The organism is Hydrogenophaga sp., assembly GCF_030158645.1.
In the GTDB taxonomy this organism is placed as follows: domain Bacteria; phylum Pseudomonadota; class Gammaproteobacteria; order Burkholderiales; family Burkholderiaceae_C; genus Hydrogenophaga.
The window spans coordinates 1-17,964 of the sequence record NZ_JAOASO010000036.1 but is presented as its reverse complement, the minus strand read 5'-3'; the positions used below and the strand labels follow the sequence as shown (position 1 = coordinate 17,964).

General features: G+C 62.5%; 27 protein-coding genes and 1 tRNA gene. 22 read left to right on the top strand and 6 right to left on the bottom strand.

Annotation, left to right across the window (positions count from 1 at the left end; translation table 11 throughout):
- Window positions 1-8 precede the first annotated feature (8 nt).
- The 22 genes from Q1W68_RS03650 (at window position 9) to Q1W68_RS03545 (ending at window position 13,049) form a co-directional block, all read left to right on the top strand.
- A complete protein-coding gene (locus Q1W68_RS03650) occupies window positions 9-317 on the top strand; it encodes a DUF2160 domain-containing protein (RefSeq protein WP_300654768.1) in 309 nt (102 codons plus the stop codon).
- Window positions 318-408: 91 nt separating this feature from the next.
- Entirely contained in the window at window positions 409-2,142 is a 1,734-nt protein-coding gene (locus Q1W68_RS03645; protein WP_300715618.1) for an ABC transporter substrate-binding protein, read from the top strand.
- Window positions 2,143-2,212: 70 nt separating this feature from the next.
- Window positions 2,213-3,796 carry a glycerol-3-phosphate dehydrogenase/oxidase gene (locus tag Q1W68_RS03640; protein WP_300649853.1) on the top strand — a complete coding sequence of 528 codons (1,584 nt, stop codon included), beginning with the start codon at window positions 2,213-2,215 and terminating at the stop codon, window positions 3,794-3,796.
- 200 nt (window positions 3,797-3,996) lie between these two features.
- Window positions 3,997-4,365, top strand: coding sequence for a 50S ribosomal protein L14 (rplN, locus tag Q1W68_RS03635; RefSeq protein ID WP_056268999.1), 369 nt, complete (start codon window positions 3,997-3,999; stop codon window positions 4,363-4,365).
- A gap of 9 nt (window positions 4,366-4,374) precedes the next feature.
- On the top strand, window positions 4,375-4,695 hold the full coding sequence (gene rplX, locus Q1W68_RS03630; protein WP_069045173.1) for a 50S ribosomal protein L24: 321 nt from the start codon (window positions 4,375-4,377) through the stop codon (window positions 4,693-4,695).
- A 2-nt stretch (window positions 4,696-4,697) separates the two neighbouring features.
- A complete protein-coding gene (gene rplE, locus Q1W68_RS03625; protein WP_159603317.1) occupies window positions 4,698-5,237 on the top strand; it encodes a 50S ribosomal protein L5 in 540 nt (179 codons plus the stop codon).
- A gap of 8 nt (window positions 5,238-5,245) precedes the next feature.
- Entirely contained in the window at window positions 5,246-5,551 is a 306-nt protein-coding gene (gene rpsN / locus Q1W68_RS03620; RefSeq protein ID WP_056268994.1) for a 30S ribosomal protein S14, read from the top strand.
- A gap of 18 nt (window positions 5,552-5,569) precedes the next feature.
- Complete coding sequence (gene rpsH, locus Q1W68_RS03615; protein WP_056268992.1) at window positions 5,570-5,965, top strand: 30S ribosomal protein S8; 396 nt, start codon at window positions 5,570-5,572, stop codon at window positions 5,963-5,965.
- Between the two features lie 22 nt (window positions 5,966-5,987).
- Entirely contained in the window at window positions 5,988-6,521 is a 534-nt protein-coding gene (gene rplF / locus Q1W68_RS03610) for a 50S ribosomal protein L6 (protein WP_300649852.1), read from the top strand.
- An 11-nt stretch (window positions 6,522-6,532) separates the two neighbouring features.
- A complete protein-coding gene (rplR, locus tag Q1W68_RS03605) occupies window positions 6,533-6,898 on the top strand; it encodes a 50S ribosomal protein L18 (RefSeq protein WP_056268986.1) in 366 nt (121 codons plus the stop codon).
- Between the two features lie 18 nt (window positions 6,899-6,916).
- The gene (gene rpsE, locus Q1W68_RS03600; RefSeq protein WP_056268984.1) at window positions 6,917-7,435 is read left to right on the top strand and encodes a 30S ribosomal protein S5; all 519 of its coding nucleotides are present in this window, start codon (window positions 6,917-6,919) and stop codon (window positions 7,433-7,435) included.
- 11 nt (window positions 7,436-7,446) lie between these two features.
- The gene (gene rpmD / locus Q1W68_RS03595; protein WP_056268982.1) at window positions 7,447-7,629 is read left to right on the top strand and encodes a 50S ribosomal protein L30; all 183 of its coding nucleotides are present in this window, start codon (window positions 7,447-7,449) and stop codon (window positions 7,627-7,629) included.
- 14 nt (window positions 7,630-7,643) lie between these two features.
- Window positions 7,644-8,075, top strand: coding sequence for a 50S ribosomal protein L15 (gene rplO, locus Q1W68_RS03590; protein ID WP_300650471.1), 432 nt, complete (start codon window positions 7,644-7,646; stop codon window positions 8,073-8,075).
- A gap of 23 nt (window positions 8,076-8,098) precedes the next feature.
- Complete coding sequence (gene secY, locus Q1W68_RS03585) at window positions 8,099-9,418, top strand: preprotein translocase subunit SecY (RefSeq protein ID WP_300650465.1); 1,320 nt, start codon at window positions 8,099-8,101, stop codon at window positions 9,416-9,418.
- An 8-nt stretch (window positions 9,419-9,426) separates the two neighbouring features.
- Complete coding sequence (gene infA, locus Q1W68_RS03580; RefSeq protein ID WP_029461331.1) at window positions 9,427-9,645, top strand: translation initiation factor IF-1; 219 nt, start codon at window positions 9,427-9,429, stop codon at window positions 9,643-9,645.
- 43 nt (window positions 9,646-9,688) lie between these two features.
- Window positions 9,689-9,802 carry a 50S ribosomal protein L36 gene (gene rpmJ / locus Q1W68_RS03575; RefSeq protein WP_009514917.1) on the top strand — a complete coding sequence of 38 codons (114 nt, stop codon included), beginning with the start codon at window positions 9,689-9,691 and terminating at the stop codon, window positions 9,800-9,802.
- 20 nt (window positions 9,803-9,822) lie between these two features.
- Window positions 9,823-10,188, top strand: coding sequence for a 30S ribosomal protein S13 (rpsM, locus tag Q1W68_RS03570; RefSeq protein WP_056268975.1), 366 nt, complete (start codon window positions 9,823-9,825; stop codon window positions 10,186-10,188).
- Between the two features lie 18 nt (window positions 10,189-10,206).
- The gene (gene rpsK / locus Q1W68_RS03565) at window positions 10,207-10,611 is read left to right on the top strand and encodes a 30S ribosomal protein S11 (RefSeq protein WP_300715614.1); all 405 of its coding nucleotides are present in this window, start codon (window positions 10,207-10,209) and stop codon (window positions 10,609-10,611) included.
- A 161-nt stretch (window positions 10,612-10,772) separates the two neighbouring features.
- Window positions 10,773-11,396 carry a 30S ribosomal protein S4 gene (gene rpsD / locus Q1W68_RS03560; protein WP_056269099.1) on the top strand — a complete coding sequence of 208 codons (624 nt, stop codon included), beginning with the start codon at window positions 10,773-10,775 and terminating at the stop codon, window positions 11,394-11,396.
- 94 nt (window positions 11,397-11,490) lie between these two features.
- A complete protein-coding gene (rpoA, locus tag Q1W68_RS03555) occupies window positions 11,491-12,474 on the top strand; it encodes a DNA-directed RNA polymerase subunit alpha (protein ID WP_069045178.1) in 984 nt (327 codons plus the stop codon).
- Window positions 12,475-12,559: 85 nt separating this feature from the next.
- A complete protein-coding gene (gene rplQ / locus Q1W68_RS03550; protein ID WP_159603329.1) occupies window positions 12,560-12,955 on the top strand; it encodes a 50S ribosomal protein L17 in 396 nt (131 codons plus the stop codon).
- Window positions 12,956-12,972: 17 nt separating this feature from the next.
- A tRNA-Met gene (locus tag Q1W68_RS03545) sits at window positions 12,973-13,049 on the top strand.
- A gap of 639 nt (window positions 13,050-13,688) precedes the next feature.
- Here the strand turns inward: Q1W68_RS03545 and Q1W68_RS03540 are convergent.
- From Q1W68_RS03540 to Q1W68_RS03515, 6 genes are all read right to left on the bottom strand, one after another.
- A complete protein-coding gene (locus Q1W68_RS03540) occupies window positions 13,689-14,036 on the bottom strand; it encodes a cytochrome c (RefSeq protein WP_008904214.1) in 348 nt (115 codons plus the stop codon).
- The gene (locus Q1W68_RS03535; protein ID WP_041484972.1) at window positions 14,033-15,265 is read right to left on the bottom strand and encodes a sulfite oxidase; all 1,233 of its coding nucleotides are present in this window, start codon (window positions 15,263-15,265) and stop codon (window positions 14,033-14,035) included. Before Q1W68_RS03535 ends, Q1W68_RS03540 begins: the two co-directional genes overlap by 4 nt.
- A gap of 85 nt (window positions 15,266-15,350) precedes the next feature.
- Complete coding sequence (locus Q1W68_RS03530) at window positions 15,351-15,953, bottom strand: hypothetical protein (protein ID WP_066787015.1); 603 nt, start codon at window positions 15,951-15,953, stop codon at window positions 15,351-15,353.
- Window positions 15,950-16,483, bottom strand: coding sequence for a sigma-70 family RNA polymerase sigma factor (locus tag Q1W68_RS03525; RefSeq protein ID WP_050813810.1), 534 nt, complete (start codon window positions 16,481-16,483; stop codon window positions 15,950-15,952). The genes Q1W68_RS03530 and Q1W68_RS03525 overlap by 4 nt, the downstream gene beginning before the upstream one ends.
- Window positions 16,484-16,553: 70 nt before the next feature.
- Window positions 16,554-16,913: a DUF305 domain-containing protein gene (locus Q1W68_RS03520; protein ID WP_008904210.1), complete on the bottom strand. Its 360-nt coding sequence runs from the start codon at window positions 16,911-16,913 to the stop codon at window positions 16,554-16,556.
- Window positions 16,910-17,964, bottom strand: a 1,055-nt coding sequence (locus Q1W68_RS03515) for a beta-propeller fold lactonase family protein (RefSeq protein WP_300715611.1), incomplete at its 5' end; no start/stop codon positions are given. The genes Q1W68_RS03520 and Q1W68_RS03515, both read right to left, overlap by 4 nt.

The following is a 17,964-nucleotide window of genomic DNA, read 5'->3' as shown; positions in this document are numbered from 1 at the left end:
GGGGTTTTATGTTTCAGTGGATGGTCTGGACCACACCCGTGGCCGTTTTCTTCACCTGCATCGCACTCATGCTCATCGGCATGACCGTGTGGGAAATCAAGTCGCCCACGGTCGAGCGCAAAGGCTTCCTGCCGATGGTCACCACGCGCGGCGACCGCCTCTTCATCGGCCTGCTGGGCGCGGCCTACATCAACCTCGCCTTCATCGGCCTGGCGGGCTGGCTCATGCAGTGGCTGTCGCTGGAGCAGGAGCCCAGCATCTGGATCTCTTTCGTCGCGTCCATGGCCTGGCTGGTGCTGGCGCTGCGCAAGGGTTGAGCGTTTCATGGTCTCCGGTATTCGGCCCGTTGCTTCCCCGGGGCCGAGACCTGTCACACACCGGGGAAGCACACCGATCGAGGAGACAAACATGAGATTGCGACACACCCCACTGGCCCTGGCAGCCTTGCTCGCCCTGGGCTCTCTGCCGGCCTGGGCCGACGAGGCCGCCGCCAAAAAGTGGATCGACAGCGAGTTCCAGCCCTCCACCCTCACCAAGGCCCAGCAGGCCGCCGAGATGAAGTGGTTCATCGACGCCGCGGCCAAGCTCAAGGCCAAGGGTGTGAAGGAAATTTCGGTGGTGTCCGAGACCATCACCACGCACGAGTACGAGAGCAAGACGCTGGCCAAGGCGTTTGCCGAGATCACCGGCATCACCGTCAAGCACGACCTGATTCAAGAGGGCGACGTGGTCGAGAAGCTGCAGACCTCCATGCAGTCGGGCAAGTCGATCTACGACGGCTGGATCAGCGACTCCGACCTGATCGGCACGCACTACCGCTACGGCAAGATGATGAACCTGACCGACTACATGGCCGGCAAGGGCAAGGAGTGGACGAACCCGGGCCTGGACATGAAGGACTTCATCGGCACCAGCTTCACCACCGGCCCCGACAAGAAGCTCTACCAGCTGCCCGACCAGCAGTTCGCCAACCTGTACTGGTTCCGTGCCGACCTGTTCGCGCGCCAGGACCTGAAAGACAAGTTCAAGGCCAAGTACGGCTACGACCTGGGCGTGCCGCTGAACTGGAGCGCCTACGAAGACATCGCCGCGTTCTTCAGCGAAGACGTGAAGACCATCGACGGCAAGCCGATCTATGGCCACATGGACTACGGCAAGAAAGACCCGTCGTTGGGCTGGCGCTTCACCGATGCCTGGCTCTCGATGGCCGGCACCGCCGACATCGGCATCCCCAACGGCAAGCCGGTGGACGAGTGGGGCATCCGTGCATCGGCAGATGGCTGCACGCCGCTGGGTGCGAGCGTGTCGCGTGGCGGCGCCACCAACTCGCCGGCCGCCGTGTACGCACTCACCAAGTACATCGACTGGATGAAGAAGTACGCGCCGAAAGAAGCCACCGGCATGACCTTCGGCGAAGCCGGTCCGGTGCCCGCCCAGGGCCAGATCGCGCAGCAGATCTTCTGGTACACCGCCTTCACCGCCGACATGACCAAGCCCGGCCTGCCGGTGGTCAACGCCGATGGCACGCCGAAGTGGCGCATGGCGCCCGGCCCGAACGGCCCTTACTGGAAGCAGGGCATGCAGAACGGCTACCAGGACGTGGGTTCGTGGTCGTTCTTCAACGGTCATGACGAAAACAAGACCGCAGCCGCCTGGCTCTATGCGCAGTTCGTGACCGCCAAGACCACCTCGCTGAAGAAGACCATCGTCGGCCTCACCCCGATCCGCGAGAGCGACATCCAGAGCAAGGCCATGACCGACCTGGCGCCCAAGCTGGGCGGCCTGGTCGAGTTCTACCGCAGCCCGGCCCGCGTGGCGTGGACGCCCACCGGCACCAACGTGCCCGACTACCCCAAGCTCGCCCAGCTCTGGTGGCAGAACGTGGCGCAGGCCGTGACCGGCGAGAAAACGCCTCAGGTCGCCATGGACAACCTGGCCGAGCAGATGGACCAGGTCATGAGCCGCCTGGAGCGTGCGGGCATGGAGCGCTGCGCGCCCAAGCTCAACCCCAAGGGCGATCCCAACAAGTACCTGAGCGACAAGGCCGCACCCTGGAAGAAGCTGGCCAACGAGAAGCCCAAGGGAGAGACCATCGCCTACGACCAGCTGCTCAATGCATGGAAAAATGGCAAGGTCCGCTGATGTGATGCATCGCTTTTTATAGCAACCCGCCCTTCGCTCCACTCCGGAGCGGAGGGCCACTCCCCATTTCATGAAACGCGCAGAACTGCTTGAATCGCTCCCCCGCCACGGCGTGTACGACCTGGCGGTCGTCGGTGGCGGTGCCACCGGTCTCGGGGTGGCACTCGACGCGGCACTGCGCGGTTTCTCGGTGGTGCTGCTGGAGTCGCACGACTTCGCGGGCGGCACCTCGTCCCGCTCCACCAAGCTGCTGCACGGCGGCGTGCGCTATCTGGCGCAGGGCAACCTGGCGCTGGTGCGCGAGGCCCTGGCCGAGCGCGCCACGGTGCTGCGCATCGCGCCGCACCTGGCGCAACCCTTGCCCTTCGTCATGCCGTCCTACCAGTGGTGGCAGACCCCTTTTTACGGCATCGGCCTCAAGCTGTATGACATGCTGGCCGGCAGCGCCGGTCTGGGCCGCACCGAGTTCCTCAGCCGCGCGCAAACCCTTCAGGCCTTGCCCGGGGTGAATCCCGAAGGCCTTCGCGGTGGCGTCAAGTACTGGGACGGTCAGTTCGACGACGCACGCCTGGCGCTCGCGTTGGCCCGCAGCGCCGAAGCCGCGGGCGCCCAGGTGTTGAACTACGTCGAGGTCACGGCCGTGCGCCAGCTCGCCGGCGGCGAAGCGCCGCTGTCCTCGCTGGACGTGGTGGACCGACTGGGCGGCGCCACGTTGCAACTGCAGGCCCGCTGCGTGGTCAACGCCACCGGTGTCTGGGTCGATGCCCTGCGCGACCACACCCAGCCGCCCGCCCATCCGGGCACACCCTCGCGCATGGTCAGTCCGAGCCAGGGTGTGCACGTCGTGGTCGATCGCGACTTCATGCCCGGCGGCCATGCGCTGCTGGTGCCCAAGACGCGCGACGGCCGCGTCCTGTTCGCCGTGCCCTGGCTGGGCAAACTGGTGCTGGGCACCACCGACACCCCGCGCAAGGACCTCGCGCGCGAGCCCGACGCTTTTGCCGAAGAGCTCGAATTCATCCTCAGTGAAGCCAGCCAGGCACTCAGCCGGCCAGTGCGCCGCGAAGACATCAAGAGTGTCTGGGTGGGTCTGCGCCCCCTGGTGGCGGCGCCCGAAGCGGCCGAAGGCGGCACCAAGGTGCTCTCGCGCGAGCACACCATCGTGGTCGATCCCAACGGCCTGGTCACCGTGACCGGGGGCAAATGGACCACCTACCGTGCGATGGCCGAGGATGTGCTGGAGCGCTGCTTCGCCGGCCAACTCCTGCCCCGGCGGGCCGGTGGCCAGAGCGCATCGCATGTGCTCAAAGGTGCCGCCGTGGCCAGCCCCGCCACGCCCCTGTACGCCCCGCCCGGGCTGCACCTCTATGGATCCGACGCCGCTCGGGTGAACGAATGCCCGGGGCAGAACCACGTGCTGGGCGCCGGACTGACCGAAGCCATGGTGCGCTATGCCGCGCGCTTTGAATACGCCCGGACGGTGGAGGACGTGCTCGCCCGCCGTTCTCGCCTTCTGTTCCTGGACGCAGCCCAGGCGGCCCGCCTCGCGCCCGCGGTGGCCGAGATCCTGCGGCAGGAATTGGGCGCGGACCCGGCATTGCAAGCCTTTCAGGCGCTCTGCGACTTGTATTTGCCCGCGCCCCCCGCGATTTAGCGAATTTTGCAGGCGAGGGCGTTGACAGTGCGCTGAAACCATGTGATACTGCGCGGCTTCGCTCTAAAAAAGCGAGGCAATCTGCCCACTCGGACAGAGTTGGAGCTGGCATCAAGCCACTCCGGTTCTCGACGACGGGCCCAAGACTGATCACTCCCGGCCGTGGTGGCTGGGGGGATTCAAGTTGGGACTTAAATCAAATGATCCAAACGCAATCTCGACTCGATGTTGCCGACAACACGGGTGCCAAGTCCGTGATGTGCATCAAGGTGCTCGGCGGCTCCAAGCGGCGTTACGCCAGCGTGGGCGACGTCATCAAGGTCACCATCAAAGAAGCAGCGCCCCGTGGCCGCGTCAAAAAAGGCGAGGTTTACAACGCTGTGGTGGTTCGCACCGCCAAGGGCATTCGTCGTCAAGACGGCGCTCTCATCAAATTCGACGGCAACGCAGCAGTGTTGCTCAACGCCAAGCTGGAGCCCATCGGCACCCGCATCTTCGGACCGGTGACGCGCGAGCTGCGCACCGAAAAGTTCATGAAGATCGTGTCGCTGGCGCCCGAGGTTCTCTGAGGAATCATCATGAACAAGATTCGCAGTGGTGACGAAGTCATCGTGATCGCAGGACGCGACAAGGGCAAGCGCGGCAAGGTCGTGCTCCGTGCCGACGACAGCAAGCTGGTTGTCGAGGGCGTGAACATCGTCAAGAAGCACGCCAAGCCGAACCCCATGAAGGGCGTGACCGGCGGCATCATCGAAAAAACCATGCCCATCCACCAGTCCAACATCGCCATCTTCAATGGCGCCACGGGCAAGGCAGATCGCGTGGGCATCAAGCTCCTGGCTGACGGCAAGAAAGTGCGCGTCTTCAAGTCCAGCGGCGAAGAAATCAAGGCGGCATGACCATGGCACGTTTGCAAGACATTTTCCGCGACACCATCGCGCCCAGCCTGGTGGAGAAGTTCGGCTACAAGTCGATCATGGAGGTGCCCCGCATCACCAAGATCACGCTGAACATGGGCGTGAGCGAGGCCGTGGCCGACAAGAAAGTCATGGACAACGCCGTGGGCGACCTGACCAAGATCGCCGGCCAGAAGCCTGTGGTCACGAAAGCCCGCAAGGCCATCGCCGGTTTCAAGATTCGTGAACAGCAGGCCATTGGCTGCATGGTGACCCTGCGCGGCGCCAAGATGTACGAATTCCTGGACCGCTTCGTCACCGTGGCGCTGCCCCGGGTGCGTGACTTCCGTGGTATCTCCGGCCGCTCGTTTGATGGCCGTGGCAACTACAACGTCGGCGTTAAAGAGCAGATCATCTTCCCTGAGATCGAGTACGACAAGGTTGATGCCTTGCGCGGTCTCAACATCAGCATCACGACGACCGCCAAGAACGATGAAGAGTGCAAGGCTCTTCTGGCTGGTTTCCGTTTCCCGTTCAAGAACTGAGGTGGCGCGTGGCTAAACAAGCACTACTGCAACGTGAACTCAAGCGCGAGAAACTCGCCGCCAAGTTCGCCAAGAAATACAACGAATTCAAAGCCGTCGCCAACGACGTCAAGAAGTCCGACGAAGAGCGTGATGCGGCCCGCCTGGGTCTGCAAAAGCTGCCCCGCAACTCGAACCCGACCCGCCAGCGCAACCGCTGCGAGATCACCGGGCGTCCGCGTGGCACCTTCGCCCACTTCGGCCTGGCTCGCGCCAAGGTCCGTGAAATGGCGTTTGCCGGCGAAATCCCCGGCATCACCAAAGCCAGCTGGTAAGCCCTAGGAGAACCACAAATGAGCATGAGTGATCCTATCGCCGACATGTTGACCCGCATCCGCAACGCGCAGATGGTCGAGAAGTCCACCGTGTCGATGCCGGCCTCCAAGGTCAAAGCCGCGATCGCCCAAGTCCTGAAGGACGAGGGTTACATCGACGGATTCCAGGTCAAGAACAACGACGGCAAGAGCGAACTCGAAATCGCCTTGAAGTACTACGCTGGCCGTCCCGTCATCGAACGCATCGAGCGTGTGAGCCGTCCCGGCCTGCGCGTTTACCGCGGTCGCAATGCCATCCCCCAGGTCCAGAACGGTCTGGGTGTGGCCATCGTCACCACGCCCCAGGGCGTGATGACCGATCGCAAGGCTCGCGCCACCGGTGTCGGCGGCGAAGTCCTGTGTTACGTCGCCTGATGCGGGCATTGAGGAGCAATTAATGTCACGTATTGGAAAACTGCCGGTCTCCATCCCTGCCGGGGTCGAGATCGCCGTCAAAGACGATCTGATCAACGTCAAGGGCGCCCTGGGTGCCCTGGCACTGGCGCAAAACGCGCTGGTCAAGATCGAAAGCAACAACGGCGCGCTGACCTTCGTTCCCGTGAACGAGTCCCGCGAAGCCAACGCCATGTCGGGCACCATGCGCCAGCTGGTCAACAACATGGTCAACGGCGTCAGCAAGGGCTTCGAAAAGAAGCTCACGCTGCTGGGCGTGGGCTACAAAGCCCAGGCGCAGGGCACCAAGCTCAACCTCACGGTGGGTTACTCCCATCCCGTGGTGATGGACATGCCCGCCGGTATCAAGGTGGAAACGCCGACGCCGACCGAAATCCTGATCAAGGGTTCGGACCGCCAGCGCGTTGGTCAGATCGCTTCCGAAGTGCGGGCTGTGCGCCCCCCCGAGCCTTACAAGGGCAAGGGCATCCGCTACGCGGATGAAAAGGTCGTGATCAAGGAAACCAAGAAGAAATAAGGATCAGGATCATGTTGACCAAAAAAGAGCAACGTCTGCGCCGCGCCCGCCAAACGCGCATCCGCATCGCGCAGCAGGGCGCTGTCCGCTTGACCGTGAACCGCACCAACCTGCACATCTACGCCAGCGTCATTTCCGACGACGGCGCCAAGGTGCTGGCCTCGGCCTCCACGGCCGAAGCCGAAGTGCGTGCCCAGATCGGCGGCGCCGGCAAAGGCGGCAACGCCAGCGCCGCGGCCTTGATCGGCAAACGCATCGCCGAGAAGGCCAAGGCCGCCGGCATCGAAAAGGTGGCTTTTGACCGCTCCGGTTTTGCCTACCACGGTCGGGTGAAAGCCCTGGCAGACGCCGCGCGTGAAGCCGGCCTGCAGTTCTGATCAAACGGAAACCACAAAATGGCTAAATTTACGGCAAACATCAAGAACGAAGCGAACGAAGACGGTTTGCGCGAAAAGATGATCGCGATCAACCGCGTGACCAAGGTGGTCAAGGGTGGTCGTATCCTCGGTTTCGCAGCACTGACCGTCGTCGGCGACGGCGATGGCCGCGTGGGCATGGGCAAGGGCAAGGCGCGTGAAGTGCCCGTGGCCGTGCAAAAGGCCATGGAAGCGGCCCGTCGCAACATGATCAAGGTCTCGCTCAAGAACGGTTCCCTGCACCACAGCGTGCACGGCGAACATGGCGCTTCCAACGTCATGATGCTGCCCGCGTCCAAAGGTACCGGCATCATCGCCGGTGGCCCGATGCGTGCTGTGTTTGAAGTGCTCGGCATCACCGACGTCGTGGCCAAGAGCCACGGCTCGAGCAATCCCTACAACCTGGTGCGTGCCACGCTGGACGCCCTGAAGAATTCAACCACCCCGTCCGACGTGGCTGCCAAGCGTGGCAAGTCCGTTGAAGACATCCTGGGTTGATTGGAGCGATCATGACCACTCAAAACACCGTCAAGGTTCAGTTGGTGCGCAGCCCCATCGGAACCAAGCAATCCCACCGCGACACCGTGCGTGGCCTGGGCTTGCGCAAACTCAACAGCACCAGCGAGCTGCAGGACACGCCTGCCGTGCGCGGCATGATCAACAAGATCAGCTACCTGGTCAAAGTACTCTGATCGGAGTCACGGACATGCAACTCAACACCATCAAGCCCTCTGAAGGCGCCAAGCACGCCAAGCGTCGCGTGGGTCGCGGCATCGGCTCTGGCCTGGGCAAGACCGCAGGTCGTGGCCACAAAGGTCAAAAGTCCCGTTCCGGCGGCTACCACAAGGTGGGCTTCGAAGGCGGTCAAATGCCTCTGCAGCGCCGTTTGCCGAAGCGCGGCTTCAAGTCGACCCAGCTGCAGTTCAACGCCGAAGTCACGCTGACCGACATCAGTGCACTCAACGTGGCCGATGTGGACATGCTCGTGCTCAAGCAGGCCGGCCTCGTGCCGCACCTCGCCAAGCGCGTTAAGGTCATCAAGACGGGTGAGCTCACACGTGCCGTGTCCTTCAAGGACGTGACGGTCACCGCAGGTGCAAAAGCCGTGATCGAGGCCGCTGGCGGCTCGATCGCCTGAGCGGAACGCGACGGAACCGACCTGTGGCAACTGGATCCACGTCCCTGGCCAAAACCGGAAAATTCGGCGACCTGCGTCGCCGGCTGGTTTTCTTGCTGCTCGCCCTGGTGGTGTACCGGATCGGTGCGCACATCCCGGTCCCGGGCATCGACCCCGCGCAACTTGAACAACTGTTCAAGGGGCAGGCGGGCGGCATTCTGAGCCTTTTCAACATGTTCTCGGGCGGTGCGTTGTCGCGCTTCACCGTGTTCGCGTTGGGCATCATGCCGTACATCTCGGCATCGATCATCATGCAGCTCATGACCTACGTGGTTCCCACGTTTGAGCAGCTGAAGAAAGAGGGCGAGGCGGGCCGGCGCAAGATCACGCAGTACACCCGTTACGGGACGTTGGGTCTGGCGATCTTCCAGTCGATGGGCATTGCGCTCGCCCTTGAAGGTTCGGCAGGCTTGGTGATTGATCCCGGCATGGGCTTTCGCCTGACGGCGGTGGTCAGCTTGGTGGCCGGAACGATGTTTCTGATGTGGCTCGGCGAGCAAATCACCGAGCGCGGTCTGGGCAACGGCATTTCCATCCTGATCTTTGCCGGCATCGCCGCAGGGCTGCCCAGTGCGGTGGGGGGATTGTTGGAGCTCGTGCGCACTGGCGCGATGAACATTCTGATCGCCATCTTCATCATTGCGCTGGTGGTCCTCGTGACCTACTTCGTGGTGTTTGTTGAGCGAGGCCAGCGCAAGATCCTGGTGAACTACGCACGTCGTCAGGTGGGCAACAAGGTGTATGGCGGTCAGTCGTCGCACCTGCCGCTCAAGCTGAACATGGCGGGCGTGATTCCCCCGATTTTTGCGTCGTCGATCATCTTGTTGCCGACCACGATCGTGAGTTGGGTCAGCACGGGAGACTCCACGCGTTGGTTGCGCGACATCGCGTCTGCCTTGTCCCCAGGTCAGCCGATTTATGTGGCCCTGTATGCGGCTGCCATCATTTTCTTCTGCTTTTTCTACACGGCGCTGGTCTTCAACAGCCGCGAGACCGCAGACAACCTAAAGAAGAGTGGCGCTTTCATCCCCGGCATTCGGCCAGGTGACCAGACCGCTCGCTACATCGACAAGATTCTGCTGCGACTGACGTTGGCTGGTGCGGTTTACATCACCGCCGTGTGCCTGCTGCCCGAGTTTCTGATTCTCAAGTACAACGTGCCTTTCTACTTTGGCGGTACGTCGTTGCTGATCATTGTGGTGGTGACCATGGATTTCATGGCCCAAGTTCAGAATTACATGATGTCTCAGCAGTACGAATCGCTGCTCAAGAAGGCGAACTTCAAGACATCACCTGGCAGTTGAGTTCGTGTATGTCCAAGGACGACGTGATCGAGATGCAGGGAGAGGTGGTTGAAAACCTTCCCAATGCGACCTTCCGGGTCAAACTCGAAAACGGTCATGTGGTTCTGGGGCACATCAGCGGCAAGATGCGGATGCATTACATCCGTATCCTGCCGGGCGACAAGGTCAAGGTAGAGCTCACGCCCTACGACCTCACCCGAGCGCGAATCGTGTTTCGCTCGAAGTGAGTGGTTGGTTGTTGAATATTTTTGGAATATCTAGGAGAAGACTATGAGAGTTTCGGCTTCGGTCAAAAAAATGTGCCGCAACTGCAAGATCATCAAGCGGCACGGTGTTGTGCGAGTCATTTGCACCGATCCGCGTCATAAGCAGCGTCAAGGCTGATTGAAGTTTAGAGGACCATCATGGCTCGTATTGCAGGCATCAACATTCCGCCGCACAAGCACGCTGAAATCGGCTTGACGGCAATCTTCGGTATTGGTCGCACCCGCGCTCGCAAGATCTGTGAAGCATGTGGCATCGACTACACCAAGAAAATCAAAGATCTGAGCGACGCTGAACTCGAAAAAGTTCGCGACCAGGTCGGCACGTTCACGATCGAAGGCGACCTCCGCCGCGAGACCACCATGAACATCAAGCGATTGATGGACATCGGTTGCTACCGTGGTTTCCGTCACCGCCGTGGCCTGCCGCTGCGCGGTCAGCGCACGAAGACCAACGCGCGCACGCGCAAAGGTCCCCGCAAGGCAGCGCAGTCGCTGAAGAAGTAATCGGTTCGAAGGATTCCCATGGCCAAGTCACCCTCCACCAGCGCATCCGCACGCGTCCGCAAAAAAGTCCGCAAGAACATTGCCGACGGTATCGCTCACGTGCACGCCTCGTTCAACAACACCATCATCACGATCACCGATCGCCAGGGCAATGCGTTGTCCTGGGCGTCTTCCGGTGGCCAGGGCTTCAAGGGCTCGCGCAAATCCACGCCTTTCGCAGCCCAGGTGGCTTCGGAAGTGGCCGGTCGTGCTGCAATCGAGCAAGGCATCAAGAACCTGGACGTCGAAATCAAGGGCCCCGGTCCTGGTCGCGAATCGTCGGTGCGCGCCCTGGGCGCCCTCGGCATCCGCATCAATTCCATTGCCGACGTGACGCCAGTGCCTCACAACGGCTGCCGCCCTCAGAAGCGCCGCCGCATTTGAGGCGGTACCGCTCTCGCGGTACAATGGAAGGCTTTTTCGAGCGCCACCGCAGTTGCCTGCGGTGGCATTTTTTGCTAAGCCCACCGCCACTTCATTCAAGGAGTGGCTCCCGCAACGACATCGTTTGATGCGGGTTGCGGCAGAAACACAAGGACATCAACGTGGCACGTTACCTCGGCCCCAAGGCCAAACTTTCCCGCCGTGAAGGCTCCGACCTGTTGCTCAAGAGTGCACGCCGCTCGATCAGCGACAAGGCCAAATTCGACTCCAAGCCCGGCCAGCACGGTCGTACTTCGGGGCAGCGCACATCCGACTTCGGCGTGCAATTGCGCGAGAAGCAGAAAGTCAAGCGCACCTACGGTGTGCTCGAGCGCCAGTTCCGCCGCTACTTCGCAGAGGCTGATCGCCGTCGCGGCAACACCGGTGCGAACCTGTTGTTCCTGCTGGAAGCTCGTCTGGACAACGTCGTGTTCCGTATGGGTTTCGCCTCCACCCGAGCCGAAGCCCGTCAGATCGTCTCGCACAAAGCGATCCTGGTGAACGGCAAGTCGGTCAACATCCCTTCGTACTCCGTCAAGGCGGGTGACGTCATCGCCGTTCGCGAGAAATCGAAAAAGCAAGGCCGTGTGCTCGAAGCCATGGAACTGGCCAAGCAGATCGGTTTTCCCGCTTGGGTCGACGTGTCGGTGGAGAAGGTTGAAGGCGTGTTCAAGAAGTCGCCGGACCGCGACGAATTCGCCTCTGACGTCAACGAATCGTTGATCGTCGAACTGTATTCCCGTTAATTTCGTTCCCGGCAGGCGCCCTCGCGGGCGCGGCCGGGCCATGCTCCATCTGCCTTATCGGTGTAACGAGCCGAGGGTACCGAAGGAAGTTTGAATGCTGAACAATCTGCTGAAGCCCAAAACCATCAACGTCGAGCAAGTCTCGGCCAACAAAGCCAAAGTCACGCTGGAGCCGTTCGAGCGCGGCTATGGTCACACACTGGGCAACGCGTTGCGCCGGGTTTTGCTGTCTTCCATGACCGGTCACGCGCCGACCGAAGTCACCATCGCTGGTGTGGTGCACGAGTACTCTTCGATCGACGGCGTTCAGGAAGACGTGGTCAACATGCTCTTGAACCTCAAGGGCGTGGTGTTCAAGCTCCACAACCGCGACGAAGTCACGCTGAGCCTGCGCAAAGACGGTGAAGGTCTTGTGACCGCCGCCGACATCCAGACCCCGCACGACGTCGAAATCGTGAATCCCGGCCACGTGATTGCCACGCTGTCCGCCGGCGCCAAGCTCGACATGCAGATCAAGGTCGAAAAAGGCCGCGGATATGTGCCGGGCAGCCTGCGTCGCAACGACGACCAAGCCCGCTCCATCGGCCGCATCGTGCTGGACGCTTCGTTCTCGCCCGTCAAGCGCGTGAGCTACACGGTTGAGAGCGCCCGCGTTGAGCAGCGCACCGATCTGGACAAACTGGTTCTCGAAATCGAGACCAACGGCTCCATTGGTCCTGAGGAAGCGGTTCGCGCATCGGCCAAGATTCTGGTTGAACAACTGGCTGTGTTCGCGCAGCTCGAAGGCGCCGAACTCAACTTCGAAGCACCCGCGCAGCGCAGCTCGCAGCAGTTCGATCCGATCCTGCTGCGCCCTGTCGACGAACTCGAACTCACGGTGCGTTCGGCCAACTGCCTGAAGGCCGAAAACATCTACTACATCGGTGACCTGATCCAGCGCACCGAGAACGAGCTGCTCAAGACCCCCAACCTGGGTCGCAAGTCGCTCAACGAAATCAAGGAAGTGCTCGCTTCGCGCGGTCTGACCTTGGGCATGAAGCTTGAAAACTGGCCACCGGCTGGTTTGGACAAGCACTGAAATTCCGCAAGCTGGCGCAAGCCGGCCACGGACGAACCCGCAGTACCTGACACGGCTGTGGGCAAAACAACTGAAAGGATGAAAAATGCGTCACGGACACGGACTTAGAAAACTCAACCGCACCAGCGAGCACCGCTTGGCGATGCTTCGCAACATGATGAATTCGCTGCTCACGCACGAAGCCATCAAGACCACGGTGCCCAAGGCCAAAGAGCTGCGCCGCGTGGTGGAGCCCATGATCACGTTGGCCAAAGTGGCCACTGTGGCCAACCGCCGCTTGGCATTTGACCGCTTGCGCGACCGTGATGTGGTTGTGAAGCTGTTCAACGAATTGGGCCCGCGCTTTGCCGCACGTCCCGGTGGCTACACCCGCATCCTGAAGATGGGTTACCGCGTGGGCGACAACGCCCCCATGGCACTCGTCGAGTTGGTCGACCGCGCAGAAGATGCTGCGCCGGCCGCAGACGCCGACAAAGCGTGATAGAATCAAAGGCTTGACGCGCGGTGGAGCAGCCTGGTAGCTCGTTGGGCTCATAACCCAAAGGTCGCAAGTTCAAATCTTGCCCGCGCAACCAACCAAATCAAGCACTTGCTTGTCACTGAAGCCCTCGGAAACGAGGGCTTTTTTGTTTGTGACGAGGTTTGTGACGAGGTCAGTGTCGTCACAGAAGTCTGCCAGTGGAGTAGTGACCGTTGGGCAACTTGTCGACCTTCTTCCCAAACTTATTCCTTTTAGCCCCCCGGGCAATGTCTTATGTGCAGCGGTTGCTGCCGTTCGAGTTTTCAACGTGAATGCCCTTGGCGTGCCGGATTGCGATCACTCCTATTCATGCATCGTGGTAATGCGCAGAGACAGGTTTCAGGCGCGCAGTTGACATTGCTAGAGAGTTGACAACAGCGTGCAGAGATCTGCAAGCTCGACGAGCAAGACTGCAGCAGCATCAAGCATGGTGCGATCAATCACCTGGGCGTGTCGCCAGCGTTGATGGCTTACCGCGAGCACAAGGCCATGCTGGGCAAGACTTAGGCCGGCGAGAAGTTCCCGGCGGTTGTGATGATGGGGGCTGGCTGGATGGTGGTCCCCGACATCAAACCAGGCAAGTGATGGTGAGTGGCTGACCCGCCCTGGGTCAGCCACTCAGTCGGGATCGCTGTTTGCAGGTGATCCCGTCCTTTTTGTCAGTTGGCGCAACAGCGCTGTGGCCAACCAGCCATCACTTTGATCCACCCGAAGCCTTGGCCACGTAGGCCGCCAGGGCGGCAATTTGCGCATCACTGAGTTTGCCGTTGTAGGACGGCATCTGCCCAATGCCGTTGCGCAGCGCGGTGGCCACGCGCTTGGCATCGGGCTTGAGCTCGTCCAGGCTGGGGCCCACGGCGCCTTCGGCTCCCGCGTCCTTGAGCGCATGGCACAGGGCGCAGGCAGGCACCGCGCCTTGGCCGAACAACACCTTGCCTTGTTGAAGTTGCGCGGCATCGTCGGCGGCGTGCACGGGCAGCACTGTGAATGCCAACGACCACAGGGCAGCGACCAACGCGTGTTTTTGGATTGTGCGCTTCATGCCACGCTCACTTTCACGGCGTGGTCGGCCCAGCTGGTGTTGTTGTAGCCGCCCGCGTTTTCCATGCGTTGTTCGGGCTGCACGTTGCCTGCGGTGTCGGTGGCTCGGCTCGCCAGGGTGAACTGGCCCGCCGGCAGGCGCGCCGCAAAAACAAACTGCCGCCACGCAAAGCGGCCGAGGTCGGGCCCCACCATGCGCGCGAGCTGCCAGGTTTTTCCGCCGTCCAGAGAAACCTCGACCTTGGCCACCGCGTTCATGCCGCCAAACGCCACGCCATGGATCTGTGTGTCACCCGCTTTAAGCGGGGCGCCGTCCGTGCCGGGACCGTTGATCCACGACTTCACCGTCATTTCCTGCACCGATGGCTGCGACGGGTCGCCCTTCGCGCCGGGCGGTGAAATGCGGTAGCCGTGCGACATGATGCGTGCGTCGGTCTCCTGAGCGGTGAAGGCCAGGCGTTTGACGTACTTGATGTTGTTCACGCCCGTGTAACCCGGCACGATCAAGCGCAGTGGGCCGCCGTGGGCCAGCGAAATCGGCACACCGTTCATTTCCCAGGCCAGCAGGGCATCGGCGAGTGCGGCAGCAGGCACCGAGCGTTCCACGATCACGCTCTTGGGGTCCAGTCCATCGGGGAGTTTTTCGCCGCCTGTGCCGGTGAGGTAGGCCATGCCGGCCTCCACGCCGCCCAGGGCATCCACCACCCAGCGCACCGGCACACCGCTCCACACCACACAGCCTGCTGCGCCCACTTGCCAAGGCGTTCCACTGGGCTTGTTGGGGAAGTAGCCGCGTCCGTTGCCAGAGCATTGCAACACCATCGCCGTGGTCTCGATGCCTATGCGCTTGAGGTCGCCCAGCGTGAGTTTGCGCGGGTTCTTCACCCCCTCGATGTTGATCTCCCAGGCATCGCGGTTGCCCAGGATCGAGGCGTCGGGCGCGGGCAGGTTGTTGCGGATGTAGAGCTGCTCGGACGGCGTGATTACGCTGGTGCCGAACACACTGCGCTTGGTCTCAATGGTGGTGCTGCTGTGCACGATCAGGCTGGCCGGGTCCTTCCAGCCCACGTACGCTGGCAGAGGCTTGGCAGCACCGGCCAAGGCGACGGGCGCGGTCTCACCAGCAGCGGCTGCGGTGCGGCCAAAGCTGGCCAGACCAACGGCAGCCAAAGCAGCGCCGCTGCCGGCCAGCAGGTGGCGCCGGGGGAGCGAGGTGGGTTGTTGGTTCATTTCTGGGGTCTCCGGTGGTTGGGCGTCGTGCGCCGGTTGGGGTGAAAGGGGTGAGCGGTTGATTCGTTGACAGGGACGCGGTGCCTCAGCCTGGCCCGGACACGGGAGGTGCCTGCAGTGCCGTCTGCGCGACCGCCAGTGCCTTCTTTTTCTGGGCCACCAGCAACAAGGGCTTGCCCTCGCGCGAGCGGATCACCTTCCAGTGCACGTTGCTCCACCAGCCGCTGGCCTCGCGCAGGTCCACAGACTGGTCAAAGGCATACACCGTCACCATGCCGCCCTTCTCGAAGAACGTGGTGAGGTGGTAAGCGAGGTGACCTTCGATATCGCATGGCCGCATGAGTTGGGGAAACCCGGGCACCACGTTGGCGTCCCGCATGCCCAGGTGCATGAGCAACTGGCGCTGCTCCATGAAACTGCCCCGCAAGCTGCGCTCGTGGTATTCGTGGTCGATCGCGTCGCGCACCATCGCTGGCGGTCGCACGGCGAGCACCCCGCCGCTGGTGCCACCGGCCAGCAAAAGCGCAGCCAGAAAACGCTGCAAGCCGCGTCGCGCCAGCAGCGGCTGCGGCTTTCGGTACAGGTGTGCCGGTGCGTCGCTGGCCTCGAAGGCGATCGCCAACTCGGCGCGCGCGCGCAAATCGAATTCGCTGTCGGGCAGGAAAGGCGCGTCGGTATCGGGGCTCATGTCTTGGTCCTGCGAAACGGGGTAACGTTGACATCGGCCTTGGGTGTCGCAGGTACCCCCATGGCCAGCTTCAAAGCGTCGCGCGCACGGGCTAGGCGCGACAACACCGTGCCGGGCGCGATCTCCAGCGCCTCGGCCATCTGGGCGGTGGGCATGTCGTCGAAATAAAACAGCACCAGCACCTCGCGGTGGATGGGCGCCAGGCGCGCGAGCGCCTTGACGACATCGAGTTTGTCGTCCAGCCCCGCGTCGGGCGCCGCTTGCTCGGGCTGCTCTTCATCGTCCAGCGACTGCATGCTGGGTGCGGCCTGGCGAAAGGCGGCGCGGCGCATGATCTGAAAGAGCCAAGCCCGTGCCAGCGCAGCGTCGCGCAGTTGCTCCCGGTGCTTCCAGGCGTTGGCAAAACAGTCTTGCACCACGTCTTCGGCAATGGCGCGCGAACCAGTGAGCGCCCACGCACTGCGCAGCAAAAAACGGTAGTGCTCACGCACCCATTGGTTATAGCGGGACTCGGCAGACTGGAACAGCATGGTGATCAAGAGCGCTGCATGGCTTGGTTCATTCCGTGGCGCTCATTGGTACTTTCCCTAGGGCTGTCGATCAAGGCCCCCGCGTCCCACCCAGCGACGGAAATTCCGCTTCCGCACCTTTGGCTGTGCGCTGCTGCAGGGTGTGCAGTCGGCGTTGCATGCTCTGGATCTCCACCGTCTGCCCGGCAATGATTTCCTCGGCCAACTGCCGGGTGACAGGATCGCGCCCATGCTGCAACACCAGCCGCGCCATGTCCACAGCGCCGGCGTGGTGCGGAATCATCATCGCCAGAAAGTCCTGGTCGGCCTGGCCTGCGTAGCCCGGGCTGTGCATGGCCTGCATCATGCGGGCCATCGATTCGTCCATATCCCGCTGGAATGCGCTGGTGTGCGCGGCGCTGGCGCCGTGGCTGGTGTGCGCGCCGCTCATGCCGTCTGGCCCTTCTCGCCCACACGCACGTAGACGAGGTTGATGCTCTTTTTGTTGCGCAGCGCGCCAGAGGGCAGCGTCAGATTGCCCAGGGGGATCTGCGCAATGAAGGTCGGGCGCAGCGGGTCGCTCACATCAAATGCACTGCACACGGTCTGGCCCGCGTTGGGCGTGCCGGGCAGCTCGTCCTGTTCGTGGGCCACATACAGCAGCGTGTTCTCGGGGTTGGTCCACAACCCGTGCGACTCGCGGCCACGGCTGGAGAAGGTGCCCACCACCTTGCGCTGTCCGCCCGGAGCGCTGCGGTCGATGATGGCGATCGGGCTCGACGCCACGCCGCCGGGGCCACCATCGTCGATGCGCGCCAGGCTGGCATAGACCACGCTGCCGCGCGCATTGCGCACGAACTCAACGTGGTTGGGCCGAGCGCCCATGCCGAGTGGCACGGTGTCGATCAGGTCGAAGCCACCCTGCGTCGAGCGGCAAGACACCGCATCAGCCAGCTTGTGCGAGAACCACACCTCGGCACCGTCGGGTGTGGTCTTCATGAAGGGCGTGAAGCCGGGTTTGTCCTGTGCGCTGATGTCCAGCGTGGTCAGCCGCTGCGGTTGGCTGTGGCCATCCGCGCCGGGGTTGACGCGGAACACGTCGATCTTCGACACCTTCTGGCTGGCCACAAAGGCCAACGTACCCTCACGGTTGAACCACACCTGCGCCGGGCCGCTCAGTGTGGGCAGGTATTGGCGAACCGCGCTGGAGCCCGGGCTGTCGGCCCCCTTGAGCTGGCGAACGGCACGATCGACGCCGACGATGGCAATACGGTCTTCACCGCGCAGCGTGACCCACAGCTCGCGGCCGTTGCGCGTGAAAGTGGGCTCGTGCGGTTCGCGGCCCAGCAGCAGGCCACTACTCAGGCGCTCGGGGTTGGTGGTGGGCCCAGACGCAGGGTTGGGTGTGTTGCCGATCACGCGGCGCTGCTCGGCGTCGATCAGATAAATGTTGCTGGAGCCGCGCCCGCTGGTGGCCAGCAGCCGGCCGTCGGGCGACGGCA

Bases quoted from the DNA above. Each gene is read 5' to 3' on its own strand.
- rpmD (WP_056268982.1), top strand. From the start codon at position 7,447: ATGACCACTCAAAACACCGTCAAGGTTCAGTTGGTGCGCAGCCCCATC.
- infA (WP_029461331.1), top strand. From the start codon at position 9,427: ATGTCCAAGGACGACGTGATCGAGATGCAGGGAGAGGTGGTTGAAAAC.
- Q1W68_RS03520 (WP_008904210.1), bottom strand. From the start codon at position 16,913: ATGAGCGGCGCGCACACCAGCCACGGCGCCAGCGCCGCGCACACCAGC.
- rplE (WP_159603317.1), top strand. From the start codon at position 4,698: ATGGCACGTTTGCAAGACATTTTCCGCGACACCATCGCGCCCAGCCTG.
- rpsK (WP_300715614.1), top strand. From the start codon at position 10,207: ATGGCCAAGTCACCCTCCACCAGCGCATCCGCACGCGTCCGCAAAAAA.
- rpsH (WP_056268992.1), top strand. From the start codon at position 5,570: ATGAGCATGAGTGATCCTATCGCCGACATGTTGACCCGCATCCGCAAC.
- rplO (WP_300650471.1), top strand. From the start codon at position 7,644: ATGCAACTCAACACCATCAAGCCCTCTGAAGGCGCCAAGCACGCCAAG.
- rpsM (WP_056268975.1), top strand. From the start codon at position 9,823: ATGGCTCGTATTGCAGGCATCAACATTCCGCCGCACAAGCACGCTGAA.
- Q1W68_RS03650 (WP_300654768.1), top strand. From the start codon at position 9: ATGTTTCAGTGGATGGTCTGGACCACACCCGTGGCCGTTTTCTTCACC.
- Q1W68_RS03530 (WP_066787015.1), bottom strand. From the start codon at position 15,953: ATGAGCCCCGATACCGACGCGCCTTTCCTGCCCGACAGCGAATTCGAT.
- rpoA (WP_069045178.1), top strand. From the start codon at position 11,491: ATGCTGAACAATCTGCTGAAGCCCAAAACCATCAACGTCGAGCAAGTC.
- Q1W68_RS03525 (WP_050813810.1), bottom strand. From the start codon at position 16,483: ATGCTGTTCCAGTCTGCCGAGTCCCGCTATAACCAATGGGTGCGTGAG.
- Q1W68_RS03640 (WP_300649853.1), top strand. From the start codon at position 2,213: ATGAAACGCGCAGAACTGCTTGAATCGCTCCCCCGCCACGGCGTGTAC.
- rplX (WP_069045173.1), top strand. From the start codon at position 4,375: ATGAACAAGATTCGCAGTGGTGACGAAGTCATCGTGATCGCAGGACGC.
- rpsE (WP_056268984.1), top strand. From the start codon at position 6,917: ATGGCTAAATTTACGGCAAACATCAAGAACGAAGCGAACGAAGACGGT.
- Q1W68_RS03540 (WP_008904214.1), bottom strand. From the start codon at position 14,036: ATGAAGCGCACAATCCAAAAACACGCGTTGGTCGCTGCCCTGTGGTCG.
- rplN (WP_056268999.1), top strand. From the start codon at position 3,997: ATGATCCAAACGCAATCTCGACTCGATGTTGCCGACAACACGGGTGCC.
- rplQ (WP_159603329.1), top strand. From the start codon at position 12,560: ATGCGTCACGGACACGGACTTAGAAAACTCAACCGCACCAGCGAGCAC.
- rplF (WP_300649852.1), top strand. From the start codon at position 5,988: ATGTCACGTATTGGAAAACTGCCGGTCTCCATCCCTGCCGGGGTCGAG.
- rpmJ (WP_009514917.1), top strand. From the start codon at position 9,689: ATGAGAGTTTCGGCTTCGGTCAAAAAAATGTGCCGCAACTGCAAGATC.
- Q1W68_RS03535 (WP_041484972.1), bottom strand. From the start codon at position 15,265: ATGAACCAACAACCCACCTCGCTCCCCCGGCGCCACCTGCTGGCCGGC.
- rplR (WP_056268986.1), top strand. From the start codon at position 6,533: ATGTTGACCAAAAAAGAGCAACGTCTGCGCCGCGCCCGCCAAACGCGC.
- Q1W68_RS03645 (WP_300715618.1), top strand. From the start codon at position 409: ATGAGATTGCGACACACCCCACTGGCCCTGGCAGCCTTGCTCGCCCTG.